The following is an 18,086-nucleotide window of genomic DNA, read 5'->3' as shown; positions in this document are numbered from 1 at the left end:
CAATGCCAACTCTCCGAAAAAATAAAAAAACGGCCGGTGGATTCCGGCCGTCAACGCTACAAGGAATGGGCTTTACGGTGCTTCATCAAATACGCGGCGGCAAAAATCAGCAACGGCGGCACTATGCTCAATTTGAACCAGAGGCTTCCGCTTCCATCAAATGCAATCAGCCCCATCGGAACCAGGAGTGCCGCCCCGCTCCAAAGCAACGCTTTCCAGGAACGTTTCCATAATCCGTAAACCAGCAGCACGACCGATGCGATGACGAGTGACCAGAGCAGAATCCCCATCAGGAATAAGCCCATGATATTGTTCCTCCCCAACCGTATTTTACTGTCTATCTACTTCTCTATACCCGCTCTGAAATCCTTTCAGCAGAAGGGAAAAAGAAAAATTTCCCTGTGATCGGGACAAAAAAAATACTGCAGGCGCCTCCGGATGGGAGGCCGCCTGCAGCGGACATATTGGCTTATAGGTTTTTCAGGAACAGCCGGATGACATCAGCGCCGCCGATCAGGTTGCCGGCGGAAGTCCCGAGGTTTGTCAGCACGACGACCAGCAGGACGCGCGTGACTTTATTGTCCCAGAAGCCCTTCAAGGTGAAGACGTCCTGGGAAAGCGTTTCGAAATCGCCGACGTTCGGGCGGCGCACCCATGCCTGCATGAGGCCGGAGAACCAGCCTGCTGCGAGCAGCGGGTGGAGCGCTCCGACCGGCCCGCCTACAAATGCCGTCAGGATGGCAAGCGGATGGCCGAATGCAAGGGCTGCACCGATTGCACCGAGCGACGCGGTCCACAGCACCCAGCTGATCGTGCCGTTGATGCCGGCGGCCGGGTTGTTGTAGAATGTGATGGCGAGAAGCACGACCAAAAGAATCGGCAATGCCCAGCCGAGGATCTTCGGCCATTTCGACTTGGGCGGCACCTGTGCGAGCGCTTCGAGGTCATGTTCATTATGGATCTCTTTCGTGATGCCGGGCACATGGGCCGCCCCAAGGACTGCCACCACTTTCTGGCCAGGCGCATCTTTGATCTTCTGCGCGAGGTACTGGTCGCGTTCGTCGATGAGCGGTTTTTTGAGTTTCGGGAACGATAGGGTAAAATCGTTCAGCACGGCGTTCAGCGTATCCTGCGATTTCATCTTCTCGAGGTCCTCTTCGGAGATCGTCTCTTTGCTGAAGATGCTGAAGAATACGGACGTCAGCAGCTGGGATTTCCCCATGAAGCCGATATTGCTCCAGATGCGCGCGAATGTCACCTGGATATTGCGGTCGGCAAGGACCAGTTCAGCGCCCGTCTCTTTCGCCGATTCAATGCCCTGGATCATTTCCTGCCCCGGTTTGATGCCGAACTGGTCGGCCAGCCGGTTCTGGAACGAGGAGATCGCGAGGTTCATCAGCAGCAGGCTCGATTTCTTTTCCTTGATGACTTTGAAAATATCCGTCTCTTTCCATTTGCTGTTTTCGGTCACCGACTGGTAGCGCTGTGCGTCGAGCTCGATGCACACCGAGTCCGGGCGCTCGGCCTCGATGACTTCCTTGACTTGCACGGCGCTTTGCCGCGAGACGTGCGCGGTTCCGATCAGGATGAACTCGCGCCCGTCGATATGGAGGCGCGTAATATTATCTTCATGCATGAGGTAACTTCCTTCATTAGAGTTAAATTTCTTTCCGCGACACCGCGAAAAGACTGTCTATTTCAATAATGAATCACCGGAGGGAAAATATCAACGCCCGGCCCTTCATTTTTGCAGATTTCATAATTGTTCCGTTTACAGATTGCGTACGTTGAACGTATTGCCGTTTTGGATGTCGCCGTATTCAAACCCGCGGTAGAACCAGCGCTGGCGCTGTTCGGAAGTGCCGTGAGTGAAGCTTTCCGGCACGACATAGCCGCGTGAACGCTTCTGGATCGTGTCATCGCCGACCGCGCTCGCTGCACGCAGCGCTTCCTGCAAGTCGCCTTCTTCAAGCACGTCCATGCCTTCCGCATGGTGCGCCCAGACGCCGGCATAATAATCCGCCTGAAGCTCAAGCCGTACTTGCAGCTTGTTGTATTCTTCCTCGCTCAGCTGATTGCGCATCGGCTGGACTTTTTCCATGACGCCAAGCAAATTCTGCACATGATGCCCCACTTCATGGGCGATGACATAGGCCATCGCAAAATCACCGGGCGCCTGGAACTGACGCTGCAGCTCTTCATAGAAACTCAGATCGATGTAAAGCTTCTGGTCTCCCGGGCAATAGAACGGCCCGACCGCCGATCCCGCTGTCCCGCAGGCCGATTCGACGCTATTGGTGTACAGGACGAGCGTCGGCTCGACATATTCAAGCCCCTCTTCCGCAAACACCTGCGACCAGACCGCCTCCGTATCCGCGAGGACGACCGACACGAAATCCGCCAGTTCCTCTTCCTGTTCCGTGGCCACATACGGCTCACCCGATTGCGCCGGCGCTCCGCCGCCCATGCCGTTCAGGACGGCGCCCGGGTCTCCGCCGAGAAACGCCACCAGCAGGAAGATCAGCAAACCGCCGATCCCGCCGCCTGCGGCAATTGTTCCGCCGCCCACTCCTCTTCCCCTTCTGTCTTCGACATTTCCGCTCCCTGCTCTGCCTTTCCATTTCATCGCGCTTCTCTCCTCGCCTGTTAGCCTTTTTTCTTAAGCCTATACCCCGTTCCGTACCTCCCTTAACCCTCAAGCGAGCCGGTAGACCAAAAACCGTTCCCGGAAATCGGCTTCCGACCCGGGCAAAGCGATTTCCTGCACCCGCTCGAAGCCCGTGCGGTACTCCAGAAACTCGATGTAATCCTCAGACGGGAAGAACAGGATCAGCTCGACAGGCCGCGGGGTTTTCTCCACGGACTTCAGCACATTCTGCACCACTTTCATGAAAATCTGGACAGAAAACGGATTGAAGAAATAAAACCGGTTGTCCTGCGGCTGCACGCGGTAGTTCTCCGCAAATTCACATTGGAAGCGGATGCGCCCTTTTGCGCGGGGCGCTCTTTTTTCATAGCGGATCAAATTCTGCATCGCTCCGGCGAACAGGCCAGGGTCCATTTCAACGCCCACGGCTTCCACCCCGAACAGGTGATGGGCATAAAAGGCGAGCCTCCCTTTTCCGCAGCCGAAATCCACAAGGCGGTCCCCCGGCGCTAGGCGGTAGGCCGCAAAAAGGTCGGCAAGCAAAGCGTAAGGGGTCGGCTCATAGCGGTTGTGGTGGAGCGAGTCATGGAATCCCTGTTGGATGCCTTCGGTCCGGATGTTCAAATCGGCGTCTTGCTGTCGTTCATTCATCATCATTTCCCCTTTCCCTGCAAATTCCGGTGCGCTGCTATTGCAATTTTCGGCGGAATTTGGTAAAGTCTAGCTAATTCAATAATTTCTTGCTCCGGTCTTCCGGAGTGAGGATAGAGGTGCAAAGACCATCAGTAGACAGCCCGAGGACGATGAGGTCCGGCGACGGCTGCTGAAAGGGGTTTTTGCCGAAGTGGAGAGGCGCTCATCGCCGAATCCGCTGGGCCTGCATTCAATAGATGCAGGACTGTCATATAGGAAACTATATGGAGGGCTATCTGATGCAAGAGCTGGGCGGTATACACACCGGCTCTATGGCAGCAACGAGACCCTCGTTGCTGTTTTTTTGTTTTTTTCGATAGACTCATCACCTCTGATTTTACTAAAAAAATGAGAAAAGGGTGGTATTTATGAATTTCGGACAAGTAGTAACAGCAATGGTGACACCATTTGACGCTAACGGTGACATCGACTTCCCGGCAACGGCCGCATTGGTCGAGCACCTGATCCAAAACGGCTCGGACGCACTTGTTGTCGCCGGCACCACCGGTGAATCGCCAACCCTGTCAGCGGATGAAAAAATCGAGCTTTTCAAGTTTGTCGTTGAAACGGGCCATGGCCGCATCCCGGTCATCGCCGGAACCGGTTCGAACAATACGCGCGCATCGATCACTATGACGCAAGGCGCCGAAGAGGCGGGCGTCGACGGCATCATGCTCGTGACGCCCTATTACAATAAACCTTCGCAGGAAGGCATGTTCCAGCATTTCCAGGCCATTGCTACTTCAACCCACCTGCCGGTCATGCTCTACAACATCCCGGGCCGCAGCGTCGTCAATTTGTCTGTCGACACGGTCGTGCGCCTGTCAGCGATTCCGAACATCGTCTCGATTAAAGAAGCGAGCGGCAACCTCGATGCTGCCGCTGAAATCATCGAACGCACGCCCGAAAGCTTCACGCTCTACAGCGGCGATGACGGCTTGACGCTGCCGCTTCTCTCAATCGGCGGAACTGGCATCGTCTCCGTTGCCGCCCACGTGATCGGCCGTGAAATGCAGGAAATGATTTCAAGCTTCAAAACAGGTGATACTCAGAAAGCGGCCAAGATCCACCGGAAACTTCTCCCGGCGATGAATGCACTGTTCGCTGCGCCGAATCCGGTGCCGGTAAAAACCGCACTCAACTTGACCGGCGTACCGGTTGGCGGAGTCCGCTTACCAATGGTGCCGCTCACAGAGCAGGAAACCCTGACCCTACAGGAAGCTTTGGCTCCTGTAGTACCCTTGAAAGCCAAGCAGTCTTAATGAAAAATGAAACCCGCTGAAGCGATGCTTCAGCGGGTTTTTTGGTTTTATTCGGATTCAGCGGACAGTTTTTTGAATGCCTGCTTGAGGCTGCCGCCAAGGGCAAGCCCTCTGACGTCAACGCCAAGATTCGTGATGGTCTGGGCGATTTCCGGACGAATGCCAGTCAAGATGCCGCGGATGCCGACAAGCTTCAAGGATTCTGTCAGTTTGATGATCTGCTGCGCTACGATGGCATCGACTTTGACGACACCGGACAAATCGATGATAAGTATCGAGACCTGAAGGCGGGATACAGCAATCAGCGTTTTCTCCAACAGGTAATGGGCACGGTCCATTTCGATATCGCCGACAATCGGCAGAATAGCGATTTCATCGTTCACCGGGACAACCGGCGAAGATAACTCAAGAAATTGCTTCCGCGCATCGCTTAAGTTCTTCTGATAGGCATGGATATAGGAAAAGCTATAGGAATGGGCTGCATGGTCAAGGAGCGAGTGAAAAAACTCCAGAACATCCAGCAGCTTTTCAAGGTCCATGCCTTCATGGACCGCTTCCGATTTCAGCACCTTGGCGATGTGCTTCCGGTAGATATGGGTTTCCGCAAGCGCCTGGTCAAGCATCATTCCCTGCTCCAGGAAATAATTCCCGGTCACTTTCCCCCACTCCGAAATTTCTGCAAATGCTGTTTTCGAATCGAAATAATTCGAAATTGATTTACCAAGGAGGCCGATGAGGCTTGCGCGGAACTCGATCACGGTTTCCAAAAGCGCTTCATAGCCTTCTATGTCTGACGGAGCGGCATCTTTCAGCGCCTCTTCCTGAATCAGGCCGGCGATTAAATATCTATCTGCTTCTACTCGTTCTCCGAGCAATTGGACTTCTTTTTCCATGGTTACCTCCGCTAATAACATTAGTTATAGTCTGAATTCATTATAACCATCAACGGCACCAGAGCGATAGCTTTATATTTTGTTCAAGCTAAATGTTTTTCAGCCTACCGCCACGCGGTTTCGGCCAGCGCTTTTCGCCTCATAGAGCGCTTTGTCCGCCCGCTCGAACAGCGTGCCGGCATCATCCCCGGGCATAAAGGCAGCTACGCCAATGCTTACAGTTATGCTGACATTGAGCCATTCTGCCTTTTCGAGGCCAAAGCGCACGCCTTCTGCAAGCTGCAATGCCGCGGTCTTCCCTATTTGCGGCAGCACGATGACAAATTCCTCGCCGCCCAGCCGGGCCACAATGCCTCTATCCCCGATTTCCGCTTCCAGTTTCCATGCCAATTCCTGCAGCACTGCATCGCCCATCTGATGCCCGTATGTATCATTGACCTGTTTGAAGAAATCGATGTCGACTGCGAGAAGCGACAACTCCACTCCATCCTCCGCTTTCATAGTCAACTCTTCAAGCAGCGTTTCCAAGCTGCGCCGGTTTTTAAGGCCGGTCAGCGGATCGAGCGCTGCGAGCTGGTAGAGGCTTTCATTGAGTTCCTCGAGTTCCCCTTGCTTGCACTCGACTTCCGCCAGCAGCGCTTTCAATTTATTAAATGCATCCGCTGTTTCCCGGTTGATCCTTTCCGCTTCGCGTTTGGCCAACAGCAATTCCTTCTCGTATTCGTCCCGGACAGTCATCCCGATCATGGCGCATTCAAAAAGGCCGTTCCGCTCTGCTGCATTCATCAGCACCGGAACCGGCCCATCCGCGCTTTTCAGCGTCAGGAACATTTCGTTCACTTTGCCGTGCAAGGTGATCGAGGGCATGAAATACGTCTGGAAATAAACCCTCGAAGCGACCGTCAGCAGGTCATGGACATGCACCGGCGCACGCACCGTGCCCACCATCTCCTGCATCGCCTGGTTCATTTCGATGATGCGGTTGTTGCGGTCGATGACCAGATAGCCAAATGGCGCCAGATTCAATTGTTCATCCACGTCCATCCCCTCCGATCATCTGTCCAGAAACGCCTGGATATGTGCGATTGTTTCTTCCGCGTCGCTAATATGCGGATTGTGGCCCATGGCCTCCATGACAATCAGTTCGCTGCCGTCGATCCGGCTATGGACGAAGCGGCCCACTTCCGGCGGCGCAATGGCGTCGAATTGCGGCTGCAAAATAAGCGTCGGAACGGAGACTTTCTCCAGCTCCTCGCGCACATCCGAAGTGAATGTCACTTCCGCAAATTGCCGGGCAATCACCGGATCATTCGAGCAGAGGATCTGCTCAAACTCCTGCGCCAGTTCCGGGCGGTCTTCGTTCTGCATGACGACAGGCGCCAGGTATTTCGCCCATTCTTTATAATTAAGCTCCATCATATCGAGCAATTCGTTGATATCCGTCCGTTCAAACCCGCCGTAGTAGCCGTCTTCGTTCATATAGAACGGCGACGGGCCAATCATTACCAACTTGTCCATAAGTTCCGGCCGTTCGATTGAAGCCAGCATGCCGATCATGCTTGAGACCGAATGGCCGACGAAGACGATGTTCTCGAATTCGAGCGCGTCGCACAGCTCAAGCAAATCCTGCTTATAACCGTGCAAGGTTCCGTAGCGTTCCGTCGAATAGGCAGATTTATCGCTTTTCCCTGACCCCACATAATCGAACAGCACTACCCGGTATTTGTCTTCGAAAGCTGGCGCAATTTCGCTCCAGACATACTGGTCGCAGCCGAAACCGTGGCCGAAAACCAGTACTTGGCGACCATGGCCAAGCAATTTGACGTTATTGCGTTTGACGATCTGTTCAAGCATGAAACTCTCTCCCTTGTATGTAAAAACGTACTTTTTTAATGGAAATCCAATACTAACAACCAACTTTTATCATAGCACTTGTTGAAAAAAGTACCAATACATACGCGATTTTTCCTACATCACCTGAATTGAAGAATCAGTATAAAATCTGCGCCGCCGCGAAGAAAGTTCCAATATGGGACAATGCGACGGCCTCTTGGGAAAAACCGGCCGTTTGATTTTAATAATTTTTGCGCGATGCCTTTGCCGAATCCGCTGGAGTCACCCCTCTTGGTCATCGTCAAACCGTATCATAGGATGTTTTGTCCATCCACTTCCCCTCCTGTACGCAAAAAAATAAAATCGGATACTTGCAAAATACCCCTATCTCATCCGAAAAAACGCATTTCTTTCGCCCAGTCCCCTTTTTCGGCCAAATAAGCCTCCCTTTAATGAAGAAACGGGTTTTTATTGCCATTGCGCTTCTGAAAAGCCAGAGTGCGAAAGGCCTAAAATCAAAAGAAGATGTTTATAAAACAGTTTGCCCCGGGTACACTACCCATACCTTAACTTTCAGGTGAAGCATCAAAACTTAGGAGGAATATAACATGAAAAAACATGGTGATAAACTGATCGGAGCATTTGATGTACAGGCTGAAGTATTAAACAAGATTACGGAATTAAAGCAGCAAGGATATAGCGAGGACCATATCTATGTAATTGCACAGGACCACGACCAGCTGTCGATGGTGGAGCGCCAGACGGATGTTCATGTAGATACCGACTCTACAGGTTCAACTGGTTCAACTGGTTCAACTGGAAGCTCCCAGAAAGAGGAAGGCTTCATGGGCAAATTCATGAACCTGCTCGCAGGCGAAGAAGCTTCAAATGAAGCATACAACCGCATGGGATTGGATGATGAGTACCGCCAGCACCTGGAATCCGGCAAACTGCTGGTTTATGTGGACAGCGATTACGACTCGTCATACCGTGAATACAATGAGCGCCGCGGCACGACAACAGGCACCACTTCAACGAATGAAGAGGAGCACCTGCGCCTTCACGAAGAACGCTTGAATGTCGGCAAAGAGCGCGTGAAGACGGGCGAAGTGAACGTCGGCAAACATGTCGTGGAAGAAGAGCAGACAATCGAAGTGCCGGTTGAGCGCGAGGAAGTATTTGTTGAGCGCCGTCCGGTCAATGAAGATTCTGCAACTTATACGGACCGCGACGGAACGTTTGATTCGAAAGACGCTTTCACAGAAGGCGAAACGATCCGCGTACCGCTGACAGAAGAGCGCGTGGACGTAACGAAAAGAGACGTCGTCTCGGAAGAGATCGTCGTCGGCAAGCGCAAAGTCCAGGACACCGAGCATGTCAATGAAACCGTCCGCAAAGAAGTGGCGGACATCGACGGCGATGTGACGGACAACGACCGCGGCATTCTAGACAACGACCGCAAAGACCGTGACCGTTTCTAATAAGGAACTAGTGTTAAAAGCAGCCCTCGGGCTGCTTTTTTTACGTCTGCTTGCAGTGCAACGACCGACATAAAAAATCCGTTTTTTCCGAATACTGTATCACCGAAAGTAAATCCTGGGTAAATCCATTTTAAGTTTTTTGAATATTTAGGTATTTAGTTGACTCGAATCTTTTTTGCTGATACATTTGGCATAGACCAAGCGTATCGAGAGTTGCTTATCGACATTAATGTTAAGGAGGCTATAACTTGGAACAGTTTAAAAGAAAAAAGATTCTAATCCTCAGCGGAATTGCGCATATGGTGAATGTCGTGGAAACCGCCAAAAAGATGGGATTCTATACAATTGTGACCGACAAGGCGCCAGGTTCCCCGGCCAAAGCGGTCGCCGACAAGCATTACGATATCAGCACCTCGGATATTGAACAGCTCGCGGAAATCGCCCGGACCGAAGGCGTTCATGGCGTTTTCAACGGATTTGACGACCTCAACACGTGGAATGCACTTGCATTATGCGAACGGCTGAACCTGCCTTATTACGCCACGAAAGAACAGCTGGAAATCTGCTCCAACAAAGACCAATTCAAAGCGCATTGCCGCAAATTCGGGGTGCCTGTCATCGAGGAATACGCGTTGGACAGCCGGCTGGCTGAAGAAGACATCGTCCGACTCAACTTCCCTGTCATCGTCAAGCCGGTCGACAGCTACGCGAGCCAGGGAATCACCATCTGCTACAGCGAAGACGAACTGAAAGACGGCTACATAAAAGCGGCGGAGCAATCGAAATCCGGCGGCGTCATCGTGGAACGGTTCATCGACAACAGCTACGGAACGATGATGTACTACACGGTCCAAAACGGCGAAGTGTATTTGTCGGCTGTCACGGACCGCCACGTCCACCAGCATTTCAAGGATCTGCCGCCGCTGCCCATTGCCGTGGCATTCCCTTCCGTCCACCGGGAGCTTTACCTGGAGGCCGTCGATCCGCAAGTGCGCGCCATGCTGAAAGGCATGGACATCCGGAATGGCGTGCTCATGATCCAGGCCCTTTACGACAATGGCGAGTTTTTCATCTACGAAATGGGCTTCCGCATCAGCGGATCCCAGCATTATACGATCGTCGAAAAGCAGACCGGCATCAACCTGCTCGAAATGATGCTCGATCATGCAGTCGGAGAAGAACTCGGAAAATACGACATTTCCGCATTCGATGACAGCTATATCCCATATCCGTCCTGCAACCTGCCGATCCTGCTGGACAATGGCACCATCGCTGAAATTAGGGGACTCGAGGACGTGCTGGCGATGCCGGAAGTGCTGTCGTTCGTTTCCAGCCGGCATGTGGGCGATGTCGTCCAGCATACCGGCTCCTACTCCCCGATGTTCGGACGCTTCAACCTTGTCGCCGGATCGCTCGAAGAACTGCACGATGCCATCGAGAAAATTTACCAAACGCTCCAAGTCGTTTCTGATCAAGGAGAGGACATGATTCTCGTCCGCTACCGCCCCGCTGAAACACTGAGCCAAAAATAAAAGCAAAAGACCGCCTGGCATGCAGCGGTCTTTTGCTTTTTCTATTGGACCGCTTCGAAAAGCGGCTTTATAAACTCGAACTTAGGACGATGTCCCCTTCAGGCAATTCGTTGCCGGATTCCGGCTCTTTGGTGACGGCAATCGTATCCCAGCCTTCGATGTCTTCTTCAAGGGTGAAGTAAGTGCTTCCGCCTCCGGCTTCCCCCGGCGTGAATGCACCTGCGGGAATTGGCTGGCCGTCTTTCAGCAGCCAGACCTGATAGACTTCATTGCCTTCAAGTGCTTCAAGGCCTTCCGCCTGCACTACGAGCTCCAGCGAAGCTTCATCGCGGATGATGGCCGCTTTGCCCGCTCCCGGGAATTGCTCGCTCGGCTGTAGGTCGACCGACTGGAAAGCCGTTTCGGCTGCAGGTTCTTCCTGTTCCGCCAGCTGCAGAAACGCATAAGCGTTGCCCAGCAGCGAGAACAGCAGCACAGCGGCGAGAATTGGCCGCCACCAGATGCGCTCTCTGGGCGCCCGCGCTTGCGCTTCCAATTCAAAATCCTCTTCATGTACAGGCACTGCCTTCAGCCCGTACCGCCCGTCCTTCGCTTCTTCTTCAGCGAAGACATTGCCGAGGATCCGTTCTTTCATGCCGGCAGGCGGTTCGGCGGCTTCCGCAAGATAAGGGAGCTCGCCGGCTGCGGCCAGGATTTCCCGGCAGTCTTCACAGCCCGCCAGATGCTCTTCGAATTCTCGAGCCTCATCCGCCGTCAATGAACCATTCAAATAATCCACCACATGTTCGCAATCCATTCTAGTCATCGATAGCCCCCCTTTCCTGCACATCGTGCAATGATTTCTTCAATTTCCCGAGCGCCAGGCGGATCCGGCTTTTCACGGTCCCAAGCGGGATGCCGCACCTTTCCGCAATGACCTCGTGGGTATAGCCTTTGAAATAAAACAGCTGGATCATTTTCTGCTGCTCCGCGGACAAGCTTTGCACCGCGGCCTGGATCTGTGTTTTCTCTTCTTGCCATTCCGCCTGGTGTTCAACGGTCGAATCCGTATCCACCAGATCCCCGATCTCATCGAGCGGCACCGACGGCTTTTTCCGTTTGCGGATCAAATCGATCGCCACGTTGCGCGACATTGTAAACAGCCAGGAAGTGAACTTCCCTTTGCTTTCATTGTACTCCCCTTTGCCCCGCCACAGCTTGATGAAGACTTCCTGCAAAGCTTCTTCGGCCAAGTCCCGATCTTCCGTCATTTTCAGGATGAACGAGAACAGGATCTTCTCGTAGCGGTCGTACAATTGTTCAAGCGCGTCTTTGTCTTTATCCTGTATGCGAGTATAAAGCGTAAAGTCTGAACTTCTCTCCATCGACTTGCCCCTTTTTAAACTGTCATGCTTCAAGCTTACTACAACTAAGTGGTGGAGGAAAACAGCAGCATGCAGAAAATTCGGGATCCCCCTGCAGACCGGCCAGCCTGGAGGCAGGCCTTCTCTTTATTGAGCCGATTCTGCATTTGCTGATAAAACGTCGCCAACGGCTTTTCAGTTCACTTTTCGCCGAATTATTTTTTGCCCGCTTCCTTGGACTGGCGTGAAGCTCAGTTTTCATCAATGTCTGTGCAGATTCCTCCTGTCTATGAATGCCGCTGCGTTGCCGCTTGAAGAGAATTCTCTTCCAAAGACATTTTTCTGTATCATTTCGCTCAATTCTTCTTATACAAGAGGAATATCTCTAGTCCAACAGTCTTAAGGAATTGTTTATAAAAATAGGATAGGGGAAAAGAACAGAAGAGAATAAATCTGAAAAATCCGAGGAGGAATCTGATTGGGACATTATATTGAGGTAGAATCAGGCGTGAACGTTTATGCAGAAGACATCGGAATCGGACAGCCAGTGGTTTTCATCCATGGCTGGCCACTGAACCACAAAGCATTTGAATCGCAAATCGGAGAACTGGCTGCCAATGGCTTCCGCTTTATCGGTATCGACCTGCGCGGTTACGGAAAATCTGGCAAACCGTGGTCCGGCTACGACTACGATACGGCAGCTAGCGACGTGAAAGCGGTCGTGGACTATCTGGAACTGGAGGATTTCGTGCTGGCCGGCTTCTCGATGGGCGGCCCGATCGCCATCCGCTATCTGACGAAGTACGGTGAAGAAGGCATCGACAAGCTCCTGCTGATGGGCGCGGCAGCCCCTTCTTTTACGCAGCGTGAAGGTTTCGCCTTGAACATGAAGCCGAAAGAAGTCGATCAAATCATTGCCCAGGTCAAAGCGGACCGTCCGGCGTTCCTCGCAGATTTTGCGAATATGTTTTTTGAACAGAAGAAATCGCCCCAATTCCTGCGTTGGTTCGAATCGCTCGGCCTTGAAGCCGGTGCCCATTCAACCGTGAATTCCGCCATTTCCTTAAGAGACGAAGATCTGCGGGATGAACTTGCCGGCATTTCCTTGCCGACCGCCATCTTCCACGGCAAGAAAGACCAGATCTGCGCTTATGGGCTTGCTGAAGAGCTGAAAAAAGGAATCCCGAACTCAGTCCTCGTGCCTTTCGAAAAAAGCGGGCACGGCATGAACGGCGATGAACCGGAAAAGTTCAATACCGAAATGATCCGCTTCCTGAAAAGCTCAGGCGTGAAAACGAAATAACTCAGCGAAACCCGTCCAGCAGATTCAGCTGGACGGGTTTTCCTTTCATTTCATTAAATATGCACAGCGAAAGTTAAAATACGCTCAACGAAGGTTAAAATACGCACAGCAAATGTTAAATTACGCACAGCTAGCCAAGAAATACGATTCTGCACAAGAAAAGTGCCAGCGTCTGAACCCCAAATCCAGCGTTGGATAGCAACTCTTTCTTCAAAGCCAAAGAACACCAGCGAAAAGCGGTTCTTTTTTTAAAAAAATCGCAAAAAAGTGATCTATCTCCCCTCTCTCTCCGTTAGGTAGGCAAGAACAACAAACGCGAGGAGTGTGGAGAGATGAAATGGAAAAAATTATTGGCGCCGGTCCTTGGTGCAGCACTTTTGGTACCGGGCTTCGGAACAACCGCATTGGCAGATGAACTGCCGAAGACAGATACGACAGGTGTGGAACTCCGGGCAACTTTGGATTCCCTGCTGTCGGAACATTATGCGTTGGCGATCGATTCCATGATGAAAACTTATGACGGGGACAAAGGCGCAGAGGCTGCCGCTGCAGCGCTTGCCGAAAATGCCGCAGACATGGAGCCTGTGATCGCTTCTGTCTACGGCGAAGAAGGCGGAGCCGCCTTTGGAGCGATTTTCGATGAACATAATATGGGCACCGAAGATTATGCGTTAGCTGTCAAAGAAGGAAACGATGACTTGAAACAGCAGTCCTTGGAAGAAATCCAATCGTTTACGGAAGAAATGGCTGCTTTCTTAGCCACAGCTACGGAAGGCAAACTGCCGGAGGAAGGCGCGCAGCAGGCATTGCGGACGCATGAAGATTTTGTCCAGAACACATTCGACCTGTATGCGGCCGGTGATTATGTCGCAGCCTATACCACTTACCTGGAAGGGTTCAAGCAGATATTCGGAGCCGGCAGTGCCATCAGTGGCGCAATCGCTGCCCAGTTCCCGGAGAAATTCACTGATCCGAACACGGCTGCCGGCGATTTCCGCGCTGACGTGAACCGGATTGCGGCTGAGCATTTCGCTTTGTCTCAACTCAGCATGACCAAAGGATTTAACGGTGCGGAAGATTTCGATTTCGCCGACTGGGCACAGGACCAGAATACGGAAGAGTTCCGGGCAGCCATTGCTTCGATTTATGGCGAGGAAGCCGGAACCGAGTTCGTCCGCATCTGGAATAATGAACACATTTCCGTGCAAGGCGACCTGGCAACAGCCGCCGCTTCAGATGACGGTTCCGCCGCAGAAGAAGCCGCCAATACGCTGAAAAACACTTTTGCGGAAGAGCTGGGAACTTTCCTGAGCACCGCGACGGAAGAGCGCATGCCGCTCCAAGCGACCATCGACGGGATCACCGCTCATGAAACCACGGTCGTGGATGCATTTACCCAATACACTTCAGGCGATTATGACGCTTCCTACGCGACCTACCGCGAAGGCTATGCCATCATGTTCGGCATCGGCAAAGGATTGAGCGCCGCTGTCACGGATCAATTCCCTGAAAAGTTCCAGACTGCCGCACCCGAAAAAATGCCGAAAACCGGCTTTGGCGGCACAGCAGATTCGTCCAACGAATTGATGATTTGGTCGGCGCTGAGCTTGCTGTTCATTGCCGCAGCCGGAACTGTAACGTATCGTCAAAGAAAGCAAGATTAAAATAAAGGAGAGGGCCGTGTACTCTCTCTATTCCTGTTGAAAGGGAGGATGGATCATGAAGCAATGGATTCCGATGGGGATTGCGCTGCTGCTTTCAGTGGCGCTGTTCTTTATTATGAAACCGCTCGAAAACAATACCCTTCTCAAAGAAGAAGCGGCCGTCCAGCCGCCTTCTGACGTCAAAACTGCATCTGCAGCTACCGGAAACACTATCGAGAAAGAAGACAAAATTGCCGAATTCCCCATCCTGCCTGCTCAGCGGGAAAAGCTGCAAATGCTCCAAAAGGAACGCCAGGAAAGCATCAAAGGCATGGAACCAGCTAAGATTGAGATTCCTTCCATCGGTGTCGAAGCGGCTATCGAACCGACCGGCATCCTTGAAAACGGTGAAATGGGCGTGCCCGAGGACGTCAACCAGGTTGGCTGGTTCGAGCCCGGTTTCAAAACCGGCGCTAAAGGCAATTCGGTGCTTGCAGGCCATGTCGACAGCCTGACAGGTCCGGCTATCTTCTATGATTTAAAGAAAGTGAAGATCGGCGATGGAGTGGCCGTGACCGACGCCGATGGCCGCAAGATGGTTTTTGAAGTGAAGGAAATCACGAGCTATATCACGGACGAGGCACCGATCGAAGAGATTTTCGGCGCCTCCGACAAACGGATGATCAACTTGATCACTTGTACCGGCGACTTCAATCGCTCCATCGGCTCCCATGAAGAACGTCTTGTGGTTTCAGCCGAACTGATCTCCGATACCGATATGCAGCAGCAACCCCCTGCCCCGCCGACGGATGTGGCCGCGACGTCATTCAACCTGTCATGGCATGCGGTGCGGGACGATGCCATCATCGGCTACCGGGTCTATGAAGAAGACCTGGCGACCGGTGATATGAAGAAAATTGCGACCGTCTCGCTGTTCGACCGCAAGAAGATCGAAATCGAACCTGATGACAATAAACGCTATTACGTTGCGTCAGTCGATGTCGACTTGAACGAATCCAAGAAGGCGGAAGCCCAGAAATCTGAATAAAAGATAAGATACCCTGATTCGATCTCTCCCATAGAGATTTTGGATCAGGGTTTTATTTGCCTAATGCCCTCTTCCCACAGGAATACAGCAGCCGCATAGCGAACATACCAGGATAGTCTTCTGGCTGGAACACATTCTGAAGGAGCGATGAATATGAATAAAACCTGTTGGTTATGTATCCTGCTGTGCTGTCCGCTCCTTCTGGCAGCGTGCGGCTTGCCGTCCGGAACACTTTCCGATCTGTATAAAGAAAATCTTTCCGACGTATCGGAAATTTCAATTGTCGACGGGCGGACAGGTGAAAAAACCAATATTGCTGATGCTCGCACAATTGAGGCATTTCTCAAAGACATGGAAGGCGTCACTTTCACCCCGCTCCAAGACCAGTCAGCCCGGGAAGGTTATATTTACTCGGTTCACTTGTTTGAAGATGGGGATGAAACGTTCTCGTTCACATCTAATACCATAGGGGAACATTATTACGCCTCCGAACCCGATTTCCATCCGATCGTTGAAGGATATACAAAGTAAAATGGATGTTGCCTGGCAGCAAATGGAGACCGAAAATCTTTTCAAGCTGATCCATACAGCAGAAGCCGTCCAACGATAAATTTTAAAGAGCTTTAAAGCAAAAAAGCCAAACGATAGGACGGGATTTTTCAAAGCCACTCCCTGGTGAAAATAATCGACCTTGAAAATGATGCTGAAATATTCATTGACATAATCTAAGCTGGCCCACCGCCGCTTCCAGGAATATTTGGGCTTGGTCCGTTCCGCTCAGTTCTCAAAAGCATACCAAGAGAGAAGACAGGTTCTGCCCAATGTCTTCTCTCTTTTTGTATTTAAGGAACTCTTGTCCCTTAATCATATATAATTAATTTAAAATAGCAGAAAAACCGCTTAAAGTGACGGCAACGCAATTGCTTATCACTCACGCATGGCTTCTTCGTCCGGCCAGCTGGATCATTCGAACAAGCTTTACGATGAATAAATTCTAAGATTGCTGCTTTAGCTGCAGCGCTTGCAATAATGCCGGGCAATGCATTAAAAACCAGGAGGAATTACGATGAGTCGAATGAATGTAGTATTTGCAGGATTCATGCTCTTTTCTTTATTTTTCGGCGCGGGCAACCTAATCTTCCCCCCGCTTCTCGGGCTGGAATCGGGAAGCAATTTCGGACCGGCGATTGCGGGCTTTCTGATTACAGGGGTCTTATTGCCGTTCCTGGCCATCATGGCCGTGGCGATGTCGGACAATGGCCTGATTTCCATGGGGAGCCGGGTGCATCCCCTCTTCGGCCTGGTCTTTGCCATCATCATTTACCTCTCCATCGGCGCTTTCTACGGCATACCGAGAGCTTCCAACGTTGCCTATGAATTGGGATTTAAACAAGTTTTCAATATGGATGGCGGACTTGCGCTCGCTCTGTTCTCATTGGTGTTTTTCGGCATCACCTATTTTCTAAGCCTGAACCCGAAAAAAATCGTGGACCGGATCGGCCAATACCTGACGCCGCTTTTACTGCTTGTTTTGGCCACGCTCGTCATCCGGGCTTTTCTCACATTCGAGAACGCCTCTTCGCCTGCTGCCGGGAAGTTCGCTACCGCCCCGCTGGCCAGCGGGATCTTGGAAGGTTATTTCACGATGGATGCAGTCGCCGCCTTGGCATTCGGAATCGTGGTGATCAATGCTTTAAAAGATAAGGGGGCATCATCTCAAAAAGAGCTGGTGCAAGGCACACTGGGAGCCGCACTCATAGCCGGCATGGGATTGGCCGTTGTCTATTTCTCACTCGGCTGGATCGGCCGGGTTATTCCAAACGGGAGCGGATTTGAAAACGGAGCTGAAATTTTGACGGCAGCCGCCAGTCTTTTGTTCGCTGGCGGCGGAGGCCTGCTGTTCGGTTTGATCGTTATCCTTGCTTGCCTCACGACAGCGATCGGTCTGATCAATGCCTGCTCCAGATTCTTCAACGAAATTTACCCAAGGATAACTTATACGGCCTATGTCGCCATTTTCTCGGTAATCGGCTTGTTGGTGTCCAATCTGGGCTTGAATTCCATTCTGGAGCTGGCCGTTCCTTTATTGGTGTTTATCTATCCGATTGCGATTGTCTTGATCTCCCTCTCTTTATTCGAGCATGTCGGCGGAAAAAGCCGGATGATGTACCGCTTCTCAGTCGCGGTAACATCTGTTTACGCATTTCACCAGGTTCTGGACAGCCTCGGCTACCAGCTTGACTCGTTAGGCAAATGGCTGGGCTGGGCCCCGTTTTTCACCCAAGGACTGGGCTGGGTACTGCCGGCGTTTCTAGCAGCCCTGGTTGGTTACGGGATTGATAAGTTCAGGGGCAGGCCCGGTGATGAAATGAAAGGGCATTCATCGCTGTAACTGTTCCGGTCTGCTT

At 51.9% G+C, this 18,086-nt stretch carries 17 protein-coding genes and 1 riboswitch; of the genes, 8 read left to right on the top strand and 9 right to left on the bottom strand.

The annotated features are described in order from the left end of the window. Positions 1-56: 56 nt before the first annotated feature. The 4 genes from ACFSDB_RS01360 to ACFSDB_RS01345 form a co-directional block, all read right to left on the bottom strand. Positions 57-305 (bottom strand): hypothetical protein, encoded by a 249-nt coding sequence (locus tag ACFSDB_RS01360; protein ID WP_204891435.1) that lies wholly within the window; start codon positions 303-305, stop codon positions 57-59. 164 nt (positions 306-469) lie between these two features. Continuing rightward, positions 470-1,636, bottom strand: a complete 1,167-nt coding sequence (locus ACFSDB_RS01355; protein ID WP_204891436.1) for a TraB/GumN family protein — start codon at positions 1,634-1,636, stop codon at positions 470-472. 135 nt (positions 1,637-1,771) lie between these two features. Then, complete coding sequence (ypfJ, locus tag ACFSDB_RS01350) at positions 1,772-2,626, bottom strand: KPN_02809 family neutral zinc metallopeptidase (RefSeq protein WP_204891437.1); 855 nt, start codon at positions 2,624-2,626, stop codon at positions 1,772-1,774. A gap of 69 nt (positions 2,627-2,695) precedes the next feature. After that, positions 2,696-3,298 (bottom strand): SAM-dependent methyltransferase, encoded by a 603-nt coding sequence (locus ACFSDB_RS01345; RefSeq protein ID WP_204891438.1) that lies wholly within the window; start codon positions 3,296-3,298, stop codon positions 2,696-2,698. Between the two features lie 106 nt (positions 3,299-3,404). Next, positions 3,405-3,583: riboswitch (Lysine riboswitch) on the top strand. 125 nt (positions 3,584-3,708) lie between these two features. On the opposite strand from ACFSDB_RS01345, the gene dapA reads away from it, so the two are divergent. Further along, a complete protein-coding gene (dapA, locus tag ACFSDB_RS01340) occupies positions 3,709-4,602 on the top strand; it encodes a 4-hydroxy-tetrahydrodipicolinate synthase (protein ID WP_204891439.1) in 894 nt (297 codons plus the stop codon). A 47-nt stretch (positions 4,603-4,649) separates the two neighbouring features. Here dapA and ACFSDB_RS01335 read toward each other — a convergent pair whose 3' ends face one another. The 3 genes from ACFSDB_RS01335 to ACFSDB_RS01325 all read right to left on the bottom strand — a co-directional run bounded on the left by ACFSDB_RS01335 (position 4,650) and on the right by ACFSDB_RS01325 (position 7,349). Beyond that, on the bottom strand, positions 4,650-5,495 hold the full coding sequence (locus ACFSDB_RS01335; RefSeq protein ID WP_204891440.1) for an STAS domain-containing protein: 846 nt from the start codon (positions 5,493-5,495) through the stop codon (positions 4,650-4,652). Positions 5,496-5,594: 99 nt separating this feature from the next. Further along, the gene (locus ACFSDB_RS01330) at positions 5,595-6,533 is read right to left on the bottom strand and encodes a diguanylate cyclase (RefSeq protein WP_377338860.1); all 939 of its coding nucleotides are present in this window, start codon (positions 6,531-6,533) and stop codon (positions 5,595-5,597) included. A 15-nt stretch (positions 6,534-6,548) separates the two neighbouring features. Further along, the gene (locus ACFSDB_RS01325; RefSeq protein ID WP_204891442.1) at positions 6,549-7,349 is read right to left on the bottom strand and encodes an alpha/beta fold hydrolase; all 801 of its coding nucleotides are present in this window, start codon (positions 7,347-7,349) and stop codon (positions 6,549-6,551) included. A 587-nt stretch (positions 7,350-7,936) separates the two neighbouring features. On the opposite strand from ACFSDB_RS01325, the gene ACFSDB_RS01320 reads away from it, so the two are divergent. Further along, the gene (locus ACFSDB_RS01320) at positions 7,937-8,809 is read left to right on the top strand and encodes a DUF2382 domain-containing protein (RefSeq protein WP_204891443.1); all 873 of its coding nucleotides are present in this window, start codon (positions 7,937-7,939) and stop codon (positions 8,807-8,809) included. Positions 8,810-9,057: 248 nt separating this feature from the next. Continuing rightward, the gene (locus ACFSDB_RS01315) at positions 9,058-10,341 is read left to right on the top strand and encodes an ATP-binding protein (RefSeq protein ID WP_204891444.1); all 1,284 of its coding nucleotides are present in this window, start codon (positions 9,058-9,060) and stop codon (positions 10,339-10,341) included. A 67-nt stretch (positions 10,342-10,408) separates the two neighbouring features. Here ACFSDB_RS01315 and ACFSDB_RS01310 read toward each other — a convergent pair whose 3' ends face one another. Both ACFSDB_RS01310 and ACFSDB_RS01305 read right to left on the bottom strand, forming a co-directional pair. Beyond that, on the bottom strand, positions 10,409-11,146 hold the full coding sequence (locus tag ACFSDB_RS01310; RefSeq protein ID WP_204891445.1) for an anti-sigma factor: 738 nt from the start codon (positions 11,144-11,146) through the stop codon (positions 10,409-10,411). After that, positions 11,139-11,705, bottom strand: a complete 567-nt coding sequence (locus ACFSDB_RS01305) for an RNA polymerase sigma factor (protein ID WP_204891446.1) — start codon at positions 11,703-11,705, stop codon at positions 11,139-11,141. The genes ACFSDB_RS01310 and ACFSDB_RS01305 overlap by 8 nt, the downstream gene beginning before the upstream one ends. A gap of 457 nt (positions 11,706-12,162) precedes the next feature. Between ACFSDB_RS01305 and ACFSDB_RS01300 the strand changes: the two genes are divergently transcribed. The 5 genes from ACFSDB_RS01300 to brnQ all read left to right on the top strand — a co-directional run bounded on the left by ACFSDB_RS01300 (position 12,163) and on the right by brnQ (position 18,070). After that, positions 12,163-12,987 (top strand): alpha/beta fold hydrolase, encoded by an 825-nt coding sequence (locus tag ACFSDB_RS01300; RefSeq protein ID WP_204891447.1) that lies wholly within the window; start codon positions 12,163-12,165, stop codon positions 12,985-12,987. 332 nt (positions 12,988-13,319) lie between these two features. Then, complete coding sequence (locus ACFSDB_RS01295) at positions 13,320-14,651, top strand: hypothetical protein (RefSeq protein WP_204891448.1); 1,332 nt, start codon at positions 13,320-13,322, stop codon at positions 14,649-14,651. Between the two features lie 55 nt (positions 14,652-14,706). After that, complete coding sequence (locus ACFSDB_RS01290; RefSeq protein ID WP_204891449.1) at positions 14,707-15,678, top strand: class F sortase; 972 nt, start codon at positions 14,707-14,709, stop codon at positions 15,676-15,678. Between the two features lie 153 nt (positions 15,679-15,831). Beyond that, complete coding sequence (locus ACFSDB_RS01285; RefSeq protein ID WP_204891450.1) at positions 15,832-16,209, top strand: hypothetical protein; 378 nt, start codon at positions 15,832-15,834, stop codon at positions 16,207-16,209. 535 nt (positions 16,210-16,744) lie between these two features. Further along, a complete protein-coding gene (gene brnQ / locus ACFSDB_RS01280; RefSeq protein ID WP_204891451.1) occupies positions 16,745-18,070 on the top strand; it encodes a branched-chain amino acid transport system II carrier protein in 1,326 nt (441 codons plus the stop codon). Positions 18,071-18,086: the final 16 nt, after the last annotated feature.

The organism is Planococcus chinensis, from assembly GCF_042681545.1.
GTDB lineage: Bacteria > Bacillota > Bacilli > Bacillales_A > Planococcaceae > Planococcus > Planococcus chinensis.
Note: the sequence above shows the minus strand (reverse complement) of the source record. Positions and strands in the feature narration are given on the sequence as shown.